A 16,068-nucleotide genomic window follows, 5' to 3' on the forward strand; every position below is an offset into this window, starting at 1 on the left:
GCGCGATGAGCGTGCCGGAGGAGGTGGCCCGGCACGCCCGGGAGACGGGTGTGCTCGAGTCGCCGTGGACCTGGCTCACGTGCGTGGCGCTGGCGGTCGCGTGCGCCGGGGTGACGTTCCTGGTGCGCCGTCGCAAGGCCGCCCGCCGGTGCGGGATCGCGGTGGGCGTGGTGTGCGTCCTGCTCGCCACGCTGACCGGGATCAACAGCCACGTCGGCTACGTGCGGTCGGGGACGGACCTGGTGCTGCTGCTCCAGCGCGGCGGCGGGCCGCTGCGCGACCTGGGCCGGGTGTTCGAGCAGGACGGCTCGATGCCCGGGACGCGCCAGATCCGGCTCGGCGGCCCCGAGGGCCCGCTCGTGGAGCGGATGGTCATCGCCGACCCGGGCAACGGCGTGCTCTCCGGGCGGAACTTCGTGCTGCTGCCGCCGGGCTACACCGACGCGGCGAACGCGAACCGCCGCTACCCGGTCGTCTACCTGGTGCACGGCAATCCCGGCGGGCCGGAGGACTGGCTCGCGGCCGGGGACGCGCCCGGCACGCTGCAGGGGTTCTACCGGCTCCGGGCGCTGCCGCCGATGATCGTGGTGAGCGTCGACCTGACCGCCGGCCGCCCTCGCCGCGACTGGGAAGGCCTCGACGTCCCGGGTGGCCCGAAGCTGGAGACCTACCTGACGGCGAGCGTGGTCCCGGCCATCGACCGGCGCTACCGGACGCTGGCCGACCGTGGGCACCGAGCGCTGGGCGGAATGTCCGGCGGCGCGTTCGCCGCGCTGAACATCGGGCTGCACCGGCTCGACGCGTTCGGCGCGCTGCTGCTGGCGATGCCGTACGACGTCCCGGACAACCGGCGCCGGCTCGGCGAGGACCGGGCTTTGCTCGCCGCGAACACGCCGCGGGACTACCTGCGCACGATGCCGTTCCCGCGGCCGGTCACGGCCATGCTCACGGCGGGCGCGAGAGCGCCCGGCGACGTCGAAGGGGCGCAGCGGATCGCGGAGGCGTTGCGTTCCCGTGGTGGGCAGGCGGTCGTCCGTGTCGAGGACGGGTTCGGCCACACCTGGCGCACGGCGCGGGCTTCGCTGCCGTACTTGCTGGCCTTCGCGGCCGAACGCTTCGAACGGCCGGTCGGGTAGCACCGCTGCCTTACCAGGCAGGTTGGGGAGCTTTCACGTGAAAGCTCCCTAAGAGCCTGTTGGCGAATGATCATGTGGTTGCTTCGACGGTGCGGGGACTGGCTCCGGAGTGCGTGTCGTCCGTTCAATCACGTGTGTCGGCTCCTCAAGCACGCGTGTCGACCGTCTGATCACGCGAGGGGTTTCGATCAGGCGTATCTCGCGTGGCTGGGCGGTCGACACGCGTGATTGGAGGGTCGACACGCGTGATTGGAGGGTCGACACGCGTGATTGGAGGGTCGACACGCGTGATTGGAGGGTCGACACGGTTGTTGGCCCGGCGGCCGAGGCTGGACCATTCGCCAACAGGCACTCAGGGCCGGGCGCCGCCCGGCTGGACGAGCCGGCTCAGCTCGTGGCCGCGCGGATGGGGGTCGATCCCCACGCCGCCCCCCGCCCGCACCTGGTGGCCTCGGTCGCCCTGTGCGCCGTGCCCACCGTCGTCAACGCGTGGCAGGACGCCCACCCCGGCGACCCCGGACCTGCTCCGCCAGGCCTTCGACTTGCCGGCGGCCGGCCTCGACTAGCCGGCGGGCTCTCGATAGCCGGCCCTTTACAGAGCGGATCCGGCTCCTTACCCTCGCTCTGGAAGCGCTCCCAGAATCGAGGAGGCGGCGTGCGCACTTCGACGACGAAGGCGTTGGCCCAGGCGGTCGTGGCGCTGCTCGTGCTCGGCCTGACCCTGGCGGTTCCGGGGACATCCGCCGCCGCCGGGAAGTTCGACTACGGCGAGGCGCTGCAGAAGGCCGTCTGGTTCTACGACGCCCAGCGCTCCGGTGCGCTGCCCGCCGACAACCGCGTCTCCTGGCGCGGTCCCTCCGCCCTCGGCGACGGCAAGGACGCCGGACTGGATCTCACCGGGGGCTTCTACGACGCCGGTGACCACGTCAAGTTCGGGCTGCCGTTCGAGTTCAGCATGACCATGCTCGCCTGGGGCGCGCTGGAGAACCGCACCGCCTACCAGAACTCCGGCCAGTGGCAGCCCCTGCTGGCGAACCTGCGCTGGGGCGCGGACTGGCTGATCAAGGCGCACCCGCAGCCCGACGTGCTCTACGGCCAGGTCGGCAAGGGCGACGACGACCACAAGTGGTGGGGCCCGGCCGAGACGATGACCATGGCGCGGCCCGCCTACCGCATCGACGACTCCTGCCCCGGCTCGGACCTCGCCGGCGAGGCCGCCGCGCAGATGGCCGCCGGCTCGATGGTCTTCCAGTCCGGCGACCCCGCCTACGCGGCCACCCTGCTCACCCACGCCAAGCAGCTGTACTCGTTCGCCGACAACCACCGGGGCGTCTACTCGAACTGCATCACCGACGCCCAGAACTTCTACAAGTCGTGGAGCGGCTACCAGGACGAGCTGGTGTGGGGCGCGATCTGGCTCTACAAGGCCACCGGTGACGCGAGCTACCTGACGAAGGCCCGCGCCGAATACGAGAAGCTGTCCACCGAACCGCAGACCACCACCCGTTCCTACCGCTGGACGCTGGCCTGGGACGACAAGTCCTACGGCGCCTACGTCCTGCTCGCCCAGCTCACCCGCGACCCCGAGTACGTCGCCGACGCCAACCGCTGGCTGGACTGGTGGACCACCGGCGTCAACGGCCAGCGCGTGCCCTACTCCCCCGGCGGCCAGGCCGTGCTCGACCAGTGGGGCTCGCTGCGCTACGCGGCGAACACCGCGTTCGTGGCTCTCTCCTACTCGGACTGGCTGCGCGCCAGCGATCCCACCCGCGCCACGACCTACCACGACTTCGCCGTCCGGCAGATCAACTACGCGCTCGGCGACAACCCACGCGGCGCGAGCTTCGAGGTCGGGTTCGGCGTCAGCCCGCCCCGCAACCCGCACCACCGCACTGCGCACGGTTCCTGGGCGGACAACATCAACGAACCCGCGCAGAGCCGGCACATCCTGTACGGCGCACTCGTCGGCGGTCCCACTTCGGCCAACGACGCCTACACCGACGACCGCACCAACTACACGATGAACGAGGTCGCCCTCGACTACAACGCCGGCTTCACGGGTGCGCTGGCCCGCCTCTACGGCGAATACGGCGGCACGCCGCTGGCGGCCTTCCCGCCGAAGGAAACCCCGGACGGCCCGGAGATCCTGGCGCAGGGCGCGCTCAACCAGCCCGACGGCGGCACGTTCACCGAGGTCAAGGCGTACGTGCTCAACAAGTCGGCGTGGCCGGCGCGCACGTTCACCGGCTCGCTGCGCTACTACTTCACGCTCGACGGCGCCACCACGCCCGGCCAGATCTCGGTCACCTCGGCGTACAACCAGTGCGACGCGCCGGCGGTGCGCCAGTTCTCCGGCTCGGTCTACTACGTCGAGGTGCCGTGCTCCGGCGGCGTCGCCCCCGGCGGGCAGTCCCGTTACCGCAAGGAAGTGCAGTTCCGGATCACCAGCACGGGAACCTGGGATCCCGCCGACGACTGGTCGCACACCGGCCTCGCCCCGAGCGGGTCCGCCCCCGCCGACGACTCCCGGCTGGTGCTCACGCAGGGCTCCGCGGTGCTGTGGGGCACCCAGCCGGGACCGTCCACAGGGGACACCACCCCGCCGTCGGCACCCACCGGGCTCACCGCCACCGCCGGCAGCACCAGCGTCGCTCTCACCTGGACCGCCGCCACCGACGACGTCGGCGTCACCGGCTACGACGTGCTGAACGCGGCCGGCGCGACGGCCGGCAGCACCACGGGCACCGGCTACCAGGTCACCGGTCTCACGCCCGGCACCGCGTACACGTTCTCGGTCCGTGCCCGGGACGCCGCCGGCAACCTGTCCCCCGCCAGCAGCCCGGTGTCGGTCACCACCACGGGCGGCGGCAACCCCGGCACCGGCTCGCTCGCCGTGCAGCAGCGCTCCGGCAGCGGCGCCGCCGACAACCAGATCCGCACCAGCCTCCAGATCGTCAACCGGGGCAGCGCGCCCGTCGCGCTCACCGGCGTCACCGCGCGCTACTGGTTCACGGGTGACGCCACCAACCCGGGCTACCAGATTTGGTGCGACTACGCGGTTCTCGGCTGCGGCAACGTCACCCTGCGCGTGGTGAAGCTCAGTACGCCGCGCCCCGGCGCCGACGCCTACGTCGAGCTCGCGTTCACCGGCGGCACTCTCGCCGCCGGCGCGAACACGGGCGAAGTCCAGGTCCGGGTGGCCAAGGCCGACTGGTCGGCCTTCAACCAGGCCGACGACTACAGCTACCGCACGGCGGCGTCGTTCACCGACCTCACCACCGCGACGGCGTACCAGGCGGGCACGCTCGCTTGGGGCATCGAACCCTGATCGATCGCGCCGGCTCGCTCATCACAGCCGCGCGAAGTCCCGCAGGATCAGCTCGACGCATTCGGCCGTGCTCGTGGCAGCGGTGTCGACGACCAGATGGTCGCGGTCCCACGGCTCGTACTCCCGCTCGACGACGTCGCGCCACGTCGGGAGCCGGTGCCCGGGGATGCCGGCGGCTCGCTCCTCCACCCGGGCCCGGTGCCGGCGTGGATCGGAACAGACGAGCTCGACCTCGAGTACGCGGGAACCGGCGGCGCGCCACGCGTCACGGGTGATCTTCAGCGGGTTCACGCACTCGGCCACGACGTCGACGCCGTTGGCGAGCTGGTCCCGGGCCAACGCGTAGCCGGTGACGTACCCGGCGGCCCGCGGTGGTGCGGTGAGCTCGCCGGAGGCCACGAGCGCCTGCTCGATCGTGTCGATCCGCAGGTAGGCCGCGGCGAGTTCACGAGCCGGCGGGCGAGCCACGGTGGTCTTCCCGGTGCCCGGCAGACCACCGAGCACGATCAGCCCGCCGGGCTTCACTCGGCCTCGTGGGCAACGGCCCGCTCACGCATCCCATGATCTTCTCCTCGGCCGGCCCGAGTGTCAACGAGTCCACTTAGTCCGGTGAACGCACCGAACCGTGGAGCACCCCGCGCGGCCGCGGACCCGACGAACGTCGGGATGTTCCGGACGGCCCGGCAGAAACCTGACCGGGCCAACAGTTCCGCAGTGGTGCCGACATCTCGTGGCTTCTTCACTGTCACCGTGTCGTCGCCGTGCCCGCGCAGGGTGATGGCGCATTCCCCGGTCCCCACGCGGAAGGAACTCCCATGCGCCGTGCCGTTTTCCGTGCCTGCGCCACGCTCGCCGTCTTGACCACGTCCCTCGCCCTGGCCGCCGTACCCGGCACCGCCGCGGTGGCGGCCGCCGCGTCCTGCTCGCAGGCCGATCTGCCGCTGCCCGACCCGGCCTGCACGCCGGGCGCCAAGAACCCGGATGTCACCCAGTCCACCATCGGCTCGACGATCTGCGTGTCCGGCTGGACCGCGACGATCCGCCCGTCCACCAGCTACACCAACGGGCTGAAGAAGCAGGGCATCATCGACTACGGCTACGCCGACACCAGCCTGTCCGACTACGAGGAGGACCACTTCCTCCCCCTCGAGCTCGGCGGCGCCCCGAAGGACCCGCGCAACCTCTGGCCCGAGCCGCACGCCGGTGCCGAGAACTCGTACAGCAAGGACTCCGTCGAGAACGCCGTCAAGAAGGCGGTGTGCGCCGGCCGGGTCACCCTCCGGAACGCCCAGAACGCCATGCTCGACGACTGGACCACCGCAGAATCCGTGCTCGGCATCGGCTGAGCGAAGCGCGAATGTAAGTTTCACGGCGGCGGGCCGCGACTGTGTTAGCGTTCACACCTCTGCCACGGTCCGGCTCGCCGTCAACGCTGATGGGGGTTCCGTTGTCGCACGAACATGTCGCATCGCCACGCCGCTTTGGTCCTCTGTGGACGGTCGCTGTGCTGATCGCCGCCCTCTTCTCCCTCACGACGCCGTCGAGCGCCGCCGCCGCGGCGGCGCCGATCACCAAGCCGCCGATGGGGTGGAACTCCTGGAACTCCTTCGCCGGGGCGATCGACCACACCGTCATCGAGCGGCAGGCGGACGCGATCGTGTCCTCCGGCATGAAGGACGCGGGCTACGAGTACGTCAACATCGACGACGGCTGGTGGACGGGCTCGCGCGACGCGAGCGGCAACATCACCGTCGACACCGCCAAATGGCCCGGCGGGATGTCCGCCATCACCGCCTACATCCACAGCAAGGGCCTGAAGGCGGGCATCTACACCGACGCCGGCCGCAACGGCTGCGGGTACTACTACCCGACCGGGCACCCCGCCTACCCCGGCACGGGCGCCGAAGGCCACTACGACCAGGACTTCCTGCAGTTCTCGCGCTGGGGCTTCGACTACGTGAAGGTCGACTGGTGCGGTGGCAACGCCGAAGGGCTCAACGCGCGCACGGCCTACACCGCGATCAGCGATTCCATCTCGCGCGCCACCGCCCAGACCGGGCGCCCGATGGTGTTCTCCGTCTGCGAGTGGGGCGGCAACCAGCCGTGGAACTGGGCGCCGGGCATCTCGAACCTCTGGCGGACCAGCGGCGACATCATCTACTGGGGCGAGAAGCCGTCGATGTCGCGCATGCTGGCCAACTTCGACGCCGCCCAGCACGCGAGCGCGCAGAGCCCGGGCCACTACAACGACCCCGACATGCTCATCGCCGGCCTGTCCGGGTTCTCCGACGCGCAGAACCGCACCCACCTGAGCCTCTGGGCGATCTCGGGTGCCCCGCTGATCGCGGGCAACAAGCCCAGCGACATGAGCGCCGCCACCCGCGCCGCGCTGACCAACCGCGAGATGATCGCCATCGACCAGGACGCGCTCGGGCGGCAGGGGACGAAGGTCGCCGAGGACGCTTCCGGGCTCCAGGTGTACCAGAAGGTGCTGTCCGGCACGGGCCGCCGGGCCGTCGTCCTGCTCAACCGCACCGGCTCGGCCGCGACCATCACCGCCCGGTGGTCGTCGCTCGGCCTGTCGGGCTCCGCCACCGTGCGTGACGTGTGGGCCGGTGCCGACCGCGGCACCTTCGCCTCGAGCTACGCCACGTCCGTCCCGGCCGGGGAGGCGGTCCTGCTCACGGTCACCGGCGCCGACGGCACGCCCCCGGCCGGCGGCGCGATCACCGGCAAGCAGTCCGGTCGCTGCCTCGACGTGCCGAACGGGACCTCGGCGAACGGCACCCAGCTGCAGCTGCTGGACTGCCAGGGCACGCCCGGCCAGACCTGGACCCGCACGGCGAGCCGTCAGCTGACGGTCTACGGCACCAAGTGCCTCGACGCGTCCAACCAGGGCACGGCGAACGGCACACCGGTGGTCATCTGGGACTGCAACGGCCAGGCCAACCAGCAGTGGACGGTCAACGCGAACGGCACGATCACGGGTGTCCAGTCGAACCTCTGCCTGGACGCGAGCGGCCAAGGTACCGCGAACGGCACCAAGGTGATCCTCTGGTCCTGCAACGGCCAGGCGAACCAGCAGTGGACCGCGCCCGCGGCGTGAGCCGCCTCAGTGCTGGGCGAACTGCAGGTTCGTGGGCTGGACGACGTCGGGCTTCACCGGCAGCGGGTCGACGACCAGCCGTTCGCCGTAGATGTCGGTGACCGCGATCGACCCGCCGCACCCCGCGCCGTTCTCGGACAGGAAGTAGTTGTAGTCGGTGCGCTGCAGCTGCTTCCAGCCGCCACCCGCGCGGACCTCCAGCCGGGCCACCGGGTTGCGGTGGTCGATCACCTGGATGCCGCACCAGTACTGGGACGACCCGGTCTTGTAGCGGAGGGAGATCCGCTTCGCGGGCGGGGCGCTCACCAGCTTCCAGGTGACCGGGATCTCCCCGAGGTTGCGCGCCCCGAGGCGGTCGAACGCCTTCGGGTTGAGGTCCAGCTGCCCGGCCCGGCACGGCGCCGGGCACAGGTTGGTGATGCGGACCGTCACGCTCGCGCCGCCCGCCGCCTGGACCTGGACGTAGGCCCCGCACGCCTGGGAACCGCCGAAGTCGGCGACGTTCATCGCCGCGTTCAGCGGGTCCGGGCTCGCGTCGTACCCGCACGCGCCGGTGCCGTCCGTGTCGTAGAAGGTGGCCACTCCGGAGCGGGTGACGCCCGGCTTGATCTTCCCGGCCAGCGGTGCGTCACCCGAGGCAGCCACAGGAGCGGCCGTGGACGTCGGATGGACGACGCCGGCCGACGTGGTGGTCGTCGTGGTCGGGGGCGTACTCGACGGCGTGGTCGGGGACGGCGAGGTCGCGGGCGTCCCGATCGCGGGACCGCCGGCCGCCGCGTTCGCCACCGCGGCGGCGTCCGTCCCGTTCGACCGGGTCGCCACCAGCGTGACGACGACCGCCACGGCCACCGCGAACAACGCCACCACCGACACGATCACCCCGCGTCTGGGCACCGCACCTCCCGAACCGGACCTGGCTTGACAGTCCACAGTAGACAGCGCTCGGAGGCGAGTCAACGGCGGTTGTGTGAGCGCTAACATACCCTCAGTGACCGGCCGCGACCGGACCTGCAGCACATGCCCGGCCCGATACCGCCGCCTGAGCACCCTCGCACGTCCGATCGACCGATTGACGGAACACCACCGGCGGGTAACGTATGGGAGCGCTCCCAGAACCGACGGCAGGAGTCTCCTCATGGGTGCTCGGCGACGACGTCCTCTCAGGCCCGGAACGGCGAGTGGGTGTGTCCTGGCCGCGGTGCTGACCGCGCAGGCCGTGGCCGCGCCGCCGGCTTCCGCCGCCGGGCTGACCCTGTCCGTCGACCCGTTCGCGGCCCGGCACGCGATCAGCCCGGACATCTACGGGATGAACGGCGGCGATCCCGCGCTCGTCGCCGAACTGGCCACGCCGGTCTCGCGCTGGGGCGGGAACGCGAGCAGCCGCTACAACTTCAAGAACCACACCTACAACACCGGCAGCGACTGGTACTTCGAAGACATCGTGGCCGGGCCGGACAACACCCTCGAGGCATACGTCCAGCGCAACCGGGACCACGGGATCAAGCAGGTGGTCACCGTGCCGATGTCCGGCTGGGTGGCGAAAGACGTGCCGGAGTGGCCGCACGCCTGCGGTTTCCCGGCGACGCGCTTCCCGGCCCAGGACTCGTTCGACCAGTGGGACGCCAACTGCGGCAACGGCCGGCTGAACAACACGGACCTCACCGGTGCCGACCCCACGGACACCTCGGTCCCGGCGGACGCGTCCTTCGCGGGCGAAATGGTGTCGCACCTGGTGAACCAGTTCGGCCCGGCGGCGCGCGGCGGCGTCCCGATCTACGAACTCGACAACGAGCCCGTGCTGTGGAGCTCCACCCACCGCGACGTCCACCCCGCCCCGGTGAGCGACGACGAACTGGGCACCAAGAGCACGGCGACGGCCACGGCGATCAAGACCGCCGATCCGCGGGCGGCGGTTCTGGGCCCGTCGGGCTGGGGTTACTGCGAATGGGTCGCGTCGGGTGTGGACGGTTGCGCGCCGGGCGCGGACGCCGCCGCGCACGGCGGGCTCAACCTGTCCCAGTGGTTCCTGAAGACCATGAAGGACGCGGGCGACGCGGCGGGCAAGCGGCTCCTCGACTACTTCGACCAGCACTACTACCCGCAGATCAGCGGCGACAAGACCCCCGAAGCCAACGCGTGGCGGCTGCGGTCGACCCGCTCGTTGTGGGATCCGGACTACGTCGAGGAATCCTGGATCGGCCCGAGCGGGGTCAACGCTCCCCCGCTGCAGTTCATCCGCACGATGAAGAAGTGGGTCGCGCAGTACGACCCCGGCACCAAGACCGCCATCACCGAGTACAACTGGGGTGCCCTGGACGACATCAACGGCGCGCTGGCCGAAGCCGACGTCCTCGGCATCTTCGGGCGCGAAGGGCTCGACCTCGCCACCATCTGGGGCGAACCGAAACCGGCGGACCCCGCCGCGTACGCGTTCCGGATGTACCGAAACTACGACGGCGCCGGAAGCAAGTTCGGCGACATCAGCGTGTCGGCCGTCAGCAGCGACCAGGGACAGCTCGCGATCTACGGCGCGCAACGCCGCTGCGACGGGGCCCTGACCCTGATGGTGATCAACAAGACGGGTACGGAACTCGGCTCCCCGCTGTCGATCGCGGGCTTCGGCAACGGCAAGGCGCAGCGGTTCACCTACGGCCCGGCGAATCTCTCCTCGATCGTGCGGGGTGCGGATCTCGACGTGCACCGCGGCCGCGTCACCACGACGTACCCGGCGAACTCCGTCACGTTGCTGGTCCTGCCGCGCGCAGGCCGTTGACGATCAGCTCCAGGCCGAAGGCGAACTCGTCCGCCAGCGGCACCGGCAACGAGTCCGCGACCGCGAGCGTGGCCGGGAACTCCGCCGGCGACACGTCGTGGAAATGCGCCGACGCCCGCTCCTGCTCGACGTCGCCGCCCGACCCGGCGAGCTGGATCGCGAAGCCGAGGACATAGCGCGCGAGGGTCGCGTAGGCACGCGCCGCGACGCTCGGCGGGAGCCCGCCGTCGAGCAGGACGGCCAGGCAGCGTTCCCGCAGCACCATCGCGTTCGGCCCGGTCGGCGTCCGCTCCATCAGCAGGGGCGCGATGTTCCGGTGCCGGCCCAGCGTGTCGAACATCGACCGGGCGATCGTCCGGCAGGCCTGGTCCCAGCTCAGTTCGGCCAGTGCCCGGGGATCGAGGTCGACCTCGCCGAAGACGCGGTCGATCACGTGGGTGACCAGGCTCGCCCGGTTGCCGAAGTGGCGGTAGAGCGTGGCCGTGCCGGATTCGAGCCGCTGCGCGAGGCTCCGCATGGACAGGGCTTCGGCGCCCTCCTCGTCGACGAGCCGCAACGCCGTGGCGAGGATCCGGTCCAGCGGGACGGCGGGGCGGCCACGAGACCGCCGGGCGGTCTCGGCGGGCGAGGACGAAGTGGTCACCCCCCGATTATGACGGCCGGTTGACACCTCCCGCAATAACGGCAACACTGTTGCCATTATGAAGAGCACCCAGTCAGTTTCCGTGGGCGGCGTGCACGTCCACTACGAACGCGCAGGTCAGGGGCCCGCGGTGGTGCTGCTGCACGGCAGCGGGTCGTCCCTGGAGGGCTTCGCGCGGGTGGCGGAACTGTTGTCGGCGTCGCACGACGTGATCCGCCCGGACCTGCCCGGCTTCGGGCGGACGGGCCCACGCCCCGACCGCGACTACCGCGTCCGGACCTACGCGAGCACGATCGCCCGGTTCATGACCGAGCTGGGCCTGCCCCACTTCGCGGTAGCCGGGAACTCCCTCGGCGGCAACATCGCGTGGAACCTGGCCCTGGACGCCCCCGAGCGGGTGGACGCGCTGATCCTGGTCAACGCCACCGGATACCCCGGGAAGACGCTGCCCGCCGGGTTGCGGCTGGCCCGGAACCCGCTGCTGCGCCCCCTGCTGCGGCGGTGGCTGCCGCGTGGCGCGACCGAACGCGGGCTGCGGGAAGCCGTCGGCGCGAACTCCGCGATCGTGGACGACGCCATGGTCGACCGGGTGCACGCGCTGACGAGCCGCCCGGGGAACCGGTCGGCGTTCGTCGACTTCGCCAACACCGACCAGCCGGACCGCAGCGCCGAAATCCCGCGGATCGCGGTCCCGACGCTGGTCCTGCGCAGCGCCGCCGTCGACGGGCAGCACTTCGCCCGCGACATCCCCGGCGCCGTCGAGCGGGTCCACGCCGACGGCGGGCATCTGCTGCCGGAAGAAGACCCGGACTGGGTGGCGGCGGCGATCGGGGAGTTCCTGCGATGAAGTACTTCGTCGCGTCCGATGAGGACCGCACGCTCGACGCGGCCACGCGGCGGACCCTGCGCGGCAGCTTCGTCCCGCTCTCCGACGGGGTGACGCACTACGAGCTGGCCGGTCCCCTCGACGGCGAACTCGCCGTGCTCGTCGGCGGCCTCACGATCCCGCTGTCCTATTGGGACGGACTCGCCGCTCGCCTGCACACCCGCGGCGTGCGCACGCTGGCCTACAGTGCCTACGGCCGCGGCTACTCCGACCGCGTCCGGGGCCGCTACGACGAGGCGTTGTTCGTCCGGCAGCTGACCGAGCTGACCCCGGCGCTGGGCCTCACGACGCCGCGGCACGTGGTCGGCACGTCGATGGGTGCGCTGGTCGCGATGGCCTACGCGAACCTGAATCCCGCCGCCGTGGCCACGCTCACGATCGCCGGACCGGCCGGGTTGGCCGAACGCCCTCGGCCGCAGCGGTTGCTGCGCAACGACGTCCTCGCCGGGTTCGTCGCCCGCCGCTTCGGCCGCAAGCTGCTGGAAGACCACCTCGGGCACAACGTCCGCGACCCCGGCCTCTCGGCCCGGCTCGTCGCGATGGTGCGGGACGCCTACCGGTACGAAGGTTCCCTGTACGCGTTCTTCCAGACCCTGCGGGACTTTCCGCTGTACGAGCGGCAGGAGCTGTTCCGCAGCACCGGCGAGCGGGGTCTCCCGATCCTGCTGATGTGGGGCGACGACGACCGGGTCACCCCGATCAGCCACCTCGACACCGTCCACGAGCTGCTGCGTCCGCGGCAGACCCACGTCATCACCGAATGCGGCCACATGGCCCCCTACGAACGGCCGGACGACGTCGGCGACCTGCTCGCGTCGTTCGCCGTTCCCCACCCCGATCGGCTCGAACCATGAACGAACCCCTCGACGTCCTGATCGCCGGCGCCGGCCCGGCCGGCACCACCCTGGCCATCGACCTTCTCCGCCGCGGCCTGGCCGTCCGGATCGTCGACAAGGCCCCGCACTCCTTCGAAGGCTCACGCGCCAAAGGGATCCAGCCCCGCACGCTCGAGGTGTTCGACGACCTCGGCGTGCTCGGCGACGTCCTCGCCGGCAGCAGCGACTACCCCCGGCTGGGTATCCATCTGGGACCGGTGACCGTCCCGTGGCGGATGTTGCGCAACCGCGACCGCACCGCCGACGTCCCGTACCCGAACACGCGGCTGATACCCCAGTACCGCACCGACTCCGTGCTGCACGACCGCCTCGAGCAGCTCGGCGGGAAGGTCGAATACGGCCGCGAACTCGCCGGGTTCACCCAGGACGCCGTGACGGTCACCGCGACCGTCCTCGGCGACGACGGCCCGGACCGGATCACCGCCCGCTACCTCGTGGGCGCCGACGGCGGGGCCAGTGCCGTCCGCAAACACCTCGGCCTGGGCTTCCTCGGCGAGACCCACGACCAGGACCGGATGCTCATCGCCGACGCCGTCACGACCGGCCTGTCCGCTGATCGCTGGCACGTCTGGCCGGGGGTGAAGGGCCGGTTCGCCGGCGCCTGCCCGCTGCCGCACACCGACCTGTTCCAATGGATGATCCGCCTCTCCCCGGACGAAGAACCACCCGACGGCGAGGAGGCGATCACCCGGCGGATCCGGGCCCACACCGGCAACCGGCGGATCGCCGTGCGCGACCTCCGGTGGCGGTCGGTGTTCCGGCCCAACATCCGCCTGGCCGAGGCCTACCGCCGCGGGCGCGTCTTCCTCGCCGGCGACGCCGCGCACGTGCACACCCCGGCCGGCGCGCAGGGCCTCAACACCGGCATCCAGGACGCCTACAACCTCGGCTGGAAGCTCGGCCAGGTCCTCGCCGGAGCCGACGCGCGGCTGCTCGACAGCTACGAAGCCGAACGCCTGCCGATCGCCGCGGGCGTGCTCGGCCTGTCCACGAAAAAGTACGAAGGCCTGGCGAAGCTCGACCCGTCGAGCCTGCGCCGCGGCAAGGACGAACAGCAGCTGTCCCTGACCTACCACGGCGGCCCGCTCGCGCCGTCCGGAAGTGACCGCACGAAGACGCTGCGGGTCGGCGACCGCGCACCGGACGCCGACCTGCCCGGCTCGCGGCTGTTCGACACCTACCGGGGGCCGCACTTCACCCTCGTCGCGTGCGGCCCGAAGGCCGCCGCGGCGAGCGACGAACTCGGCTGGCCTGACGCGGGAGCGCCGCTGCGCCGCGTCGTCGTCGAGCCGCGGCCCGGCTTCCGCCGCGGTTACGGCATCGAGGGCGACACGCTGCTGCTCGTCCGGCCCGACGGCTACCTCGGGCACATCGCGACCCACGACTTCCTCGCCTCGACCCGCGCCGCCGTTCGCACCATGACACCGGAGGTGACGCGATGAGCCGCGTCCTGCTGCGCGGCGCGCAGGTCATCACGATGGCGCCGGACCGGCCCGACACCGAACGCGCCGACGTCCTGGTCGAAGGCGACCGCATCGCCGCCGTCGGCGAAGGCCTCGACGGAACCGGTGCGGAGGTCGTCGACGTGACGGACCGGATCGTCCTGCCCGGCCTGGTCAACGCCCACCTGCACACGTGGCAGACCGCGTTGCGGGGCGTGGGCGCCGACTGGACGCTGGCGGACTACCTCGGCCGCCTGCACGGTTCCGTGGCCCCGCGCTACCGCCCGGAGGACATGCGGATCGGGACGCTCGCCGGCGCGCTGAGCCAGCTCGACCGCGGTACGACGACCGTGGGCGACTGGTGCCACAACACGCTGACCCCGGACCACACCGACGCGGCGCTCGACGGCCTCCGGGCGTCCGGCGTCCGCGGGGTCTTCCTGTACGGGACGCCGTATTCCGCGGCCTACCCGCTGCGGGACGTCGACCGGCTGCGCGGCGGCCCGCTGCTCACCATCGGCATGGCGATCCGCGGCCCGCAACTGTCCACTCCGGACACCGCGGTCGCCGACTTCCGCGCCGCCGCCGAGCGCGGGCTCGTGGCGTCGATGCACCAAAGCGGCGGGGAGCCCGGTCCCGGGTGGGAAGCGGTGCGGGCCGCCGGGCTGCTGAGCCCCGCCACCAACGTCGTGCACGGCGCCGGGCTCACCGAGGAGTGGTTCAAGACGCTGGTCGACGCGGGCGCGAGCGTGACGTGCACGCCCGAGAACGAGCTCGGACAAGGCCACGGCTGGCCCGTCATCGCGCAGCTGCTCCGGCTGGGCGGGGCGCCGTCGCTGGGCACGGACACCGACGCCGTCACCCCCGCCGACGTGCTCTCCGCGGCCCGGATCGCGCTGGCCTGCGGACGGCACCACGACCACCGCGAGGCGCCGGGTCCGTTCTCGCTCGAGGCGACGATCACGGCCAAGCAGGCGCTGGCCTGGGCGACGGTCGAAGGAGCGCGAGCACTCGGCCTCGCCGACCGCGTCGGCCGGCTCGAGCCGGGCCTGCAGGCGGACCTCGTCGTCCTCGACAGCTTCGGGCCGGACCCGATCGCGGCGGCGTTGTACGCGCGCGACGTCGAGGCGGTCATGGTCGCCGGGCGCTGGCGCAAGCGCGACCACGCCCTGCTCGACGTGGACCTCGGCGCGGTGCGGGAGCGGGTGCGGGAGTCCGCGGCCCACCTCGCGGGCTGATGGGCCGGCGGGACGAACTCGCGAGCCGGACCCGGGCCGACCTGCTGTCGGCGGCGAAGCGGCTGTTCGGGGAACGCGGCTACCTCGACACGAAGATCACCGACATCGCGGCGGCGGCCGGTCGCGCGGTGGGGTCCTTCTACACGCACTTCAGCGACAAGGAGCAGATCCTCGCGGTGCTGCGCGGCGAACTCGACGCGGCGGCTCCCCACCCGGCCGATCACGACGCGACCCGCGAGCACGTCACGGCGTGCTGGACGGCGATGCGCACCCACCGCCCGACGGTCATCGCCCTGGTGCAGTCGGCCGTCGCCGCCGCGCCGGCTTCCGGACGGTTCCGGCGCGAGCTGACCGGCTGGACGGCGCCGCTGCGAAGGCACCTGGAGGACTTGCGTGACCGCGGCGAGCCGCTACCGGGCGACCCGGAGCTGCTGGCCGCGGCGGTGGGCGCGATGCTCGCCGGTCTCAACCACGCCTTGCCCGCCGACGACGGCACCCTCGCCGAGACCATCACGAATCTCGTCCTCCACGGCCTCACCGGCCCCTCTCCCGCCTGACGCCGGTGCTTGCGGAGGGCCGCTCCACCGCTTTCGCCCGCACCGGGTGACGACCGGTGCTCC

At 71.8% G+C, this 16,068-nt stretch carries 14 protein-coding genes; 11 read left to right on the forward strand and 3 right to left on the reverse strand.

Annotated features, from left to right (window positions below; translation table 11 throughout):
• Positions 1-5: 5 nt before the first annotated feature.
• The gene (locus tag AB0G28_RS25545; RefSeq protein WP_361093762.1) at positions 6-1,136 is read left to right on the forward strand and encodes an alpha/beta hydrolase-fold protein; all 1,131 of its coding nucleotides are present in this window, start codon (positions 6-8) and stop codon (positions 1,134-1,136) included.
• Between the two features lie 655 nt (positions 1,137-1,791).
• Positions 1,792-4,464 (forward strand): glycoside hydrolase family 9 protein, encoded by a 2,673-nt coding sequence (locus AB0G28_RS25550; RefSeq protein WP_361093765.1) that lies wholly within the window; start codon positions 1,792-1,794, stop codon positions 4,462-4,464.
• A 21-nt stretch (positions 4,465-4,485) separates the two neighbouring features.
• On the opposite strand, the gene AB0G28_RS25555 is transcribed toward AB0G28_RS25550, so the two are convergent.
• The gene (locus AB0G28_RS25555; RefSeq protein WP_361093768.1) at positions 4,486-4,989 is read right to left on the reverse strand and encodes an AAA family ATPase; all 504 of its coding nucleotides are present in this window, start codon (positions 4,987-4,989) and stop codon (positions 4,486-4,488) included.
• 290 nt (positions 4,990-5,279) lie between these two features.
• Here AB0G28_RS25555 and AB0G28_RS25560 point away from each other — a divergent pair, with 290 nt between their 5' ends.
• Both AB0G28_RS25560 and AB0G28_RS25565 read left to right on the forward strand, forming a co-directional pair.
• The gene (locus AB0G28_RS25560; RefSeq protein WP_361093771.1) at positions 5,280-5,810 is read left to right on the forward strand and encodes a hypothetical protein; all 531 of its coding nucleotides are present in this window, start codon (positions 5,280-5,282) and stop codon (positions 5,808-5,810) included.
• Positions 5,811-5,968: 158 nt separating this feature from the next.
• The gene (locus tag AB0G28_RS25565; protein WP_361093774.1) at positions 5,969-7,570 is read left to right on the forward strand and encodes an RICIN domain-containing protein; all 1,602 of its coding nucleotides are present in this window, start codon (positions 5,969-5,971) and stop codon (positions 7,568-7,570) included.
• A 6-nt stretch (positions 7,571-7,576) separates the two neighbouring features.
• Here AB0G28_RS25565 and AB0G28_RS25570 read toward each other — a convergent pair whose 3' ends face one another.
• Positions 7,577-8,215, reverse strand: coding sequence for an expansin EXLX1 family cellulose-binding protein (locus AB0G28_RS25570; protein ID WP_361093777.1), 639 nt, complete (start codon positions 8,213-8,215; stop codon positions 7,577-7,579).
• 10 nt (positions 8,216-8,225) lie between these two features.
• On the opposite strand from AB0G28_RS25570, the gene AB0G28_RS25575 reads away from it, so the two are divergent.
• Positions 8,226-8,492: a hypothetical protein gene (locus AB0G28_RS25575; RefSeq protein WP_361093780.1), complete on the forward strand. Its 267-nt coding sequence runs from the start codon at positions 8,226-8,228 to the stop codon at positions 8,490-8,492.
• Positions 8,493-8,768: 276 nt separating this feature from the next.
• Positions 8,769-10,343, forward strand: coding sequence for a glycoside hydrolase family 44 protein (locus AB0G28_RS25580; protein WP_361093783.1), 1,575 nt, complete (start codon positions 8,769-8,771; stop codon positions 10,341-10,343).
• Here AB0G28_RS25580 and AB0G28_RS25585 read toward each other — a convergent pair.
• A complete protein-coding gene (locus AB0G28_RS25585) occupies positions 10,309-10,986 on the reverse strand; it encodes a TetR/AcrR family transcriptional regulator (protein WP_361093786.1) in 678 nt (225 codons plus the stop codon). The two genes, AB0G28_RS25580 and AB0G28_RS25585, sit on opposite strands and share 35 nt — an antisense overlap.
• Before the next feature lie 58 nt (positions 10,987-11,044).
• Between AB0G28_RS25585 and AB0G28_RS25590 the strand changes: the two genes are divergently transcribed.
• The 5 genes from AB0G28_RS25590 to AB0G28_RS25610 are packed head-to-tail and all read left to right on the forward strand — an operon-like array spanning position 11,045 to position 16,005.
• Positions 11,045-11,833 (forward strand): alpha/beta hydrolase, encoded by a 789-nt coding sequence (locus AB0G28_RS25590; protein WP_361093788.1) that lies wholly within the window; start codon positions 11,045-11,047, stop codon positions 11,831-11,833.
• A complete protein-coding gene (locus AB0G28_RS25595; protein ID WP_361093791.1) occupies positions 11,830-12,726 on the forward strand; it encodes an alpha/beta fold hydrolase in 897 nt (298 codons plus the stop codon). The genes AB0G28_RS25590 and AB0G28_RS25595 overlap by 4 nt, the downstream gene beginning before the upstream one ends.
• Positions 12,723-14,210: an FAD-dependent oxidoreductase gene (locus AB0G28_RS25600; protein WP_361093794.1), complete on the forward strand. Its 1,488-nt coding sequence runs from the start codon at positions 12,723-12,725 to the stop codon at positions 14,208-14,210. Before AB0G28_RS25595 ends, AB0G28_RS25600 begins: the two co-directional genes overlap by 4 nt.
• Entirely contained in the window at positions 14,207-15,448 is a 1,242-nt protein-coding gene (locus tag AB0G28_RS25605) for an amidohydrolase family protein (protein ID WP_361093797.1), read from the forward strand. Before AB0G28_RS25600 ends, AB0G28_RS25605 begins: the two co-directional genes overlap by 4 nt.
• Positions 15,448-16,005 (forward strand): TetR/AcrR family transcriptional regulator, encoded by a 558-nt coding sequence (locus AB0G28_RS25610; RefSeq protein WP_361093800.1) that lies wholly within the window; start codon positions 15,448-15,450, stop codon positions 16,003-16,005. The genes AB0G28_RS25605 and AB0G28_RS25610 overlap by 1 nt, the downstream gene beginning before the upstream one ends.
• Positions 16,006-16,068 lie beyond the last annotated feature (63 nt).

The sequence above is a fragment of the Amycolatopsis sp. NPDC021455 genome, assembly GCF_040640995.1.
Lineage (GTDB): Bacteria > Actinomycetota > Actinomycetes > Mycobacteriales > Pseudonocardiaceae > Amycolatopsis.

Excerpts from the sequence above, each read along its gene's own strand:
- AB0G28_RS25595 (WP_361093791.1), top strand. The coding sequence starts at position 11,830 with ATGAAGTACTTCGTCGCGTCCGATGAGGACCGCACGCTCGACGCGGCC.
- AB0G28_RS25605 (WP_361093797.1), top strand. The coding sequence starts at position 14,207 with ATGAGCCGCGTCCTGCTGCGCGGCGCGCAGGTCATCACGATGGCGCCG.
- AB0G28_RS25610 (WP_361093800.1), top strand. The coding sequence starts at position 15,448 with ATGGGCCGGCGGGACGAACTCGCGAGCCGGACCCGGGCCGACCTGCTG.
- AB0G28_RS25590 (WP_361093788.1), top strand. The coding sequence starts at position 11,045 with ATGAAGAGCACCCAGTCAGTTTCCGTGGGCGGCGTGCACGTCCACTAC.
- AB0G28_RS25560 (WP_361093771.1), top strand. The coding sequence starts at position 5,280 with ATGCGCCGTGCCGTTTTCCGTGCCTGCGCCACGCTCGCCGTCTTGACC.
- AB0G28_RS25600 (WP_361093794.1), top strand. The coding sequence starts at position 12,723 with ATGAACGAACCCCTCGACGTCCTGATCGCCGGCGCCGGCCCGGCCGGC.
- AB0G28_RS25545 (WP_361093762.1), top strand. The coding sequence starts at position 6 with ATGAGCGTGCCGGAGGAGGTGGCCCGGCACGCCCGGGAGACGGGTGTG.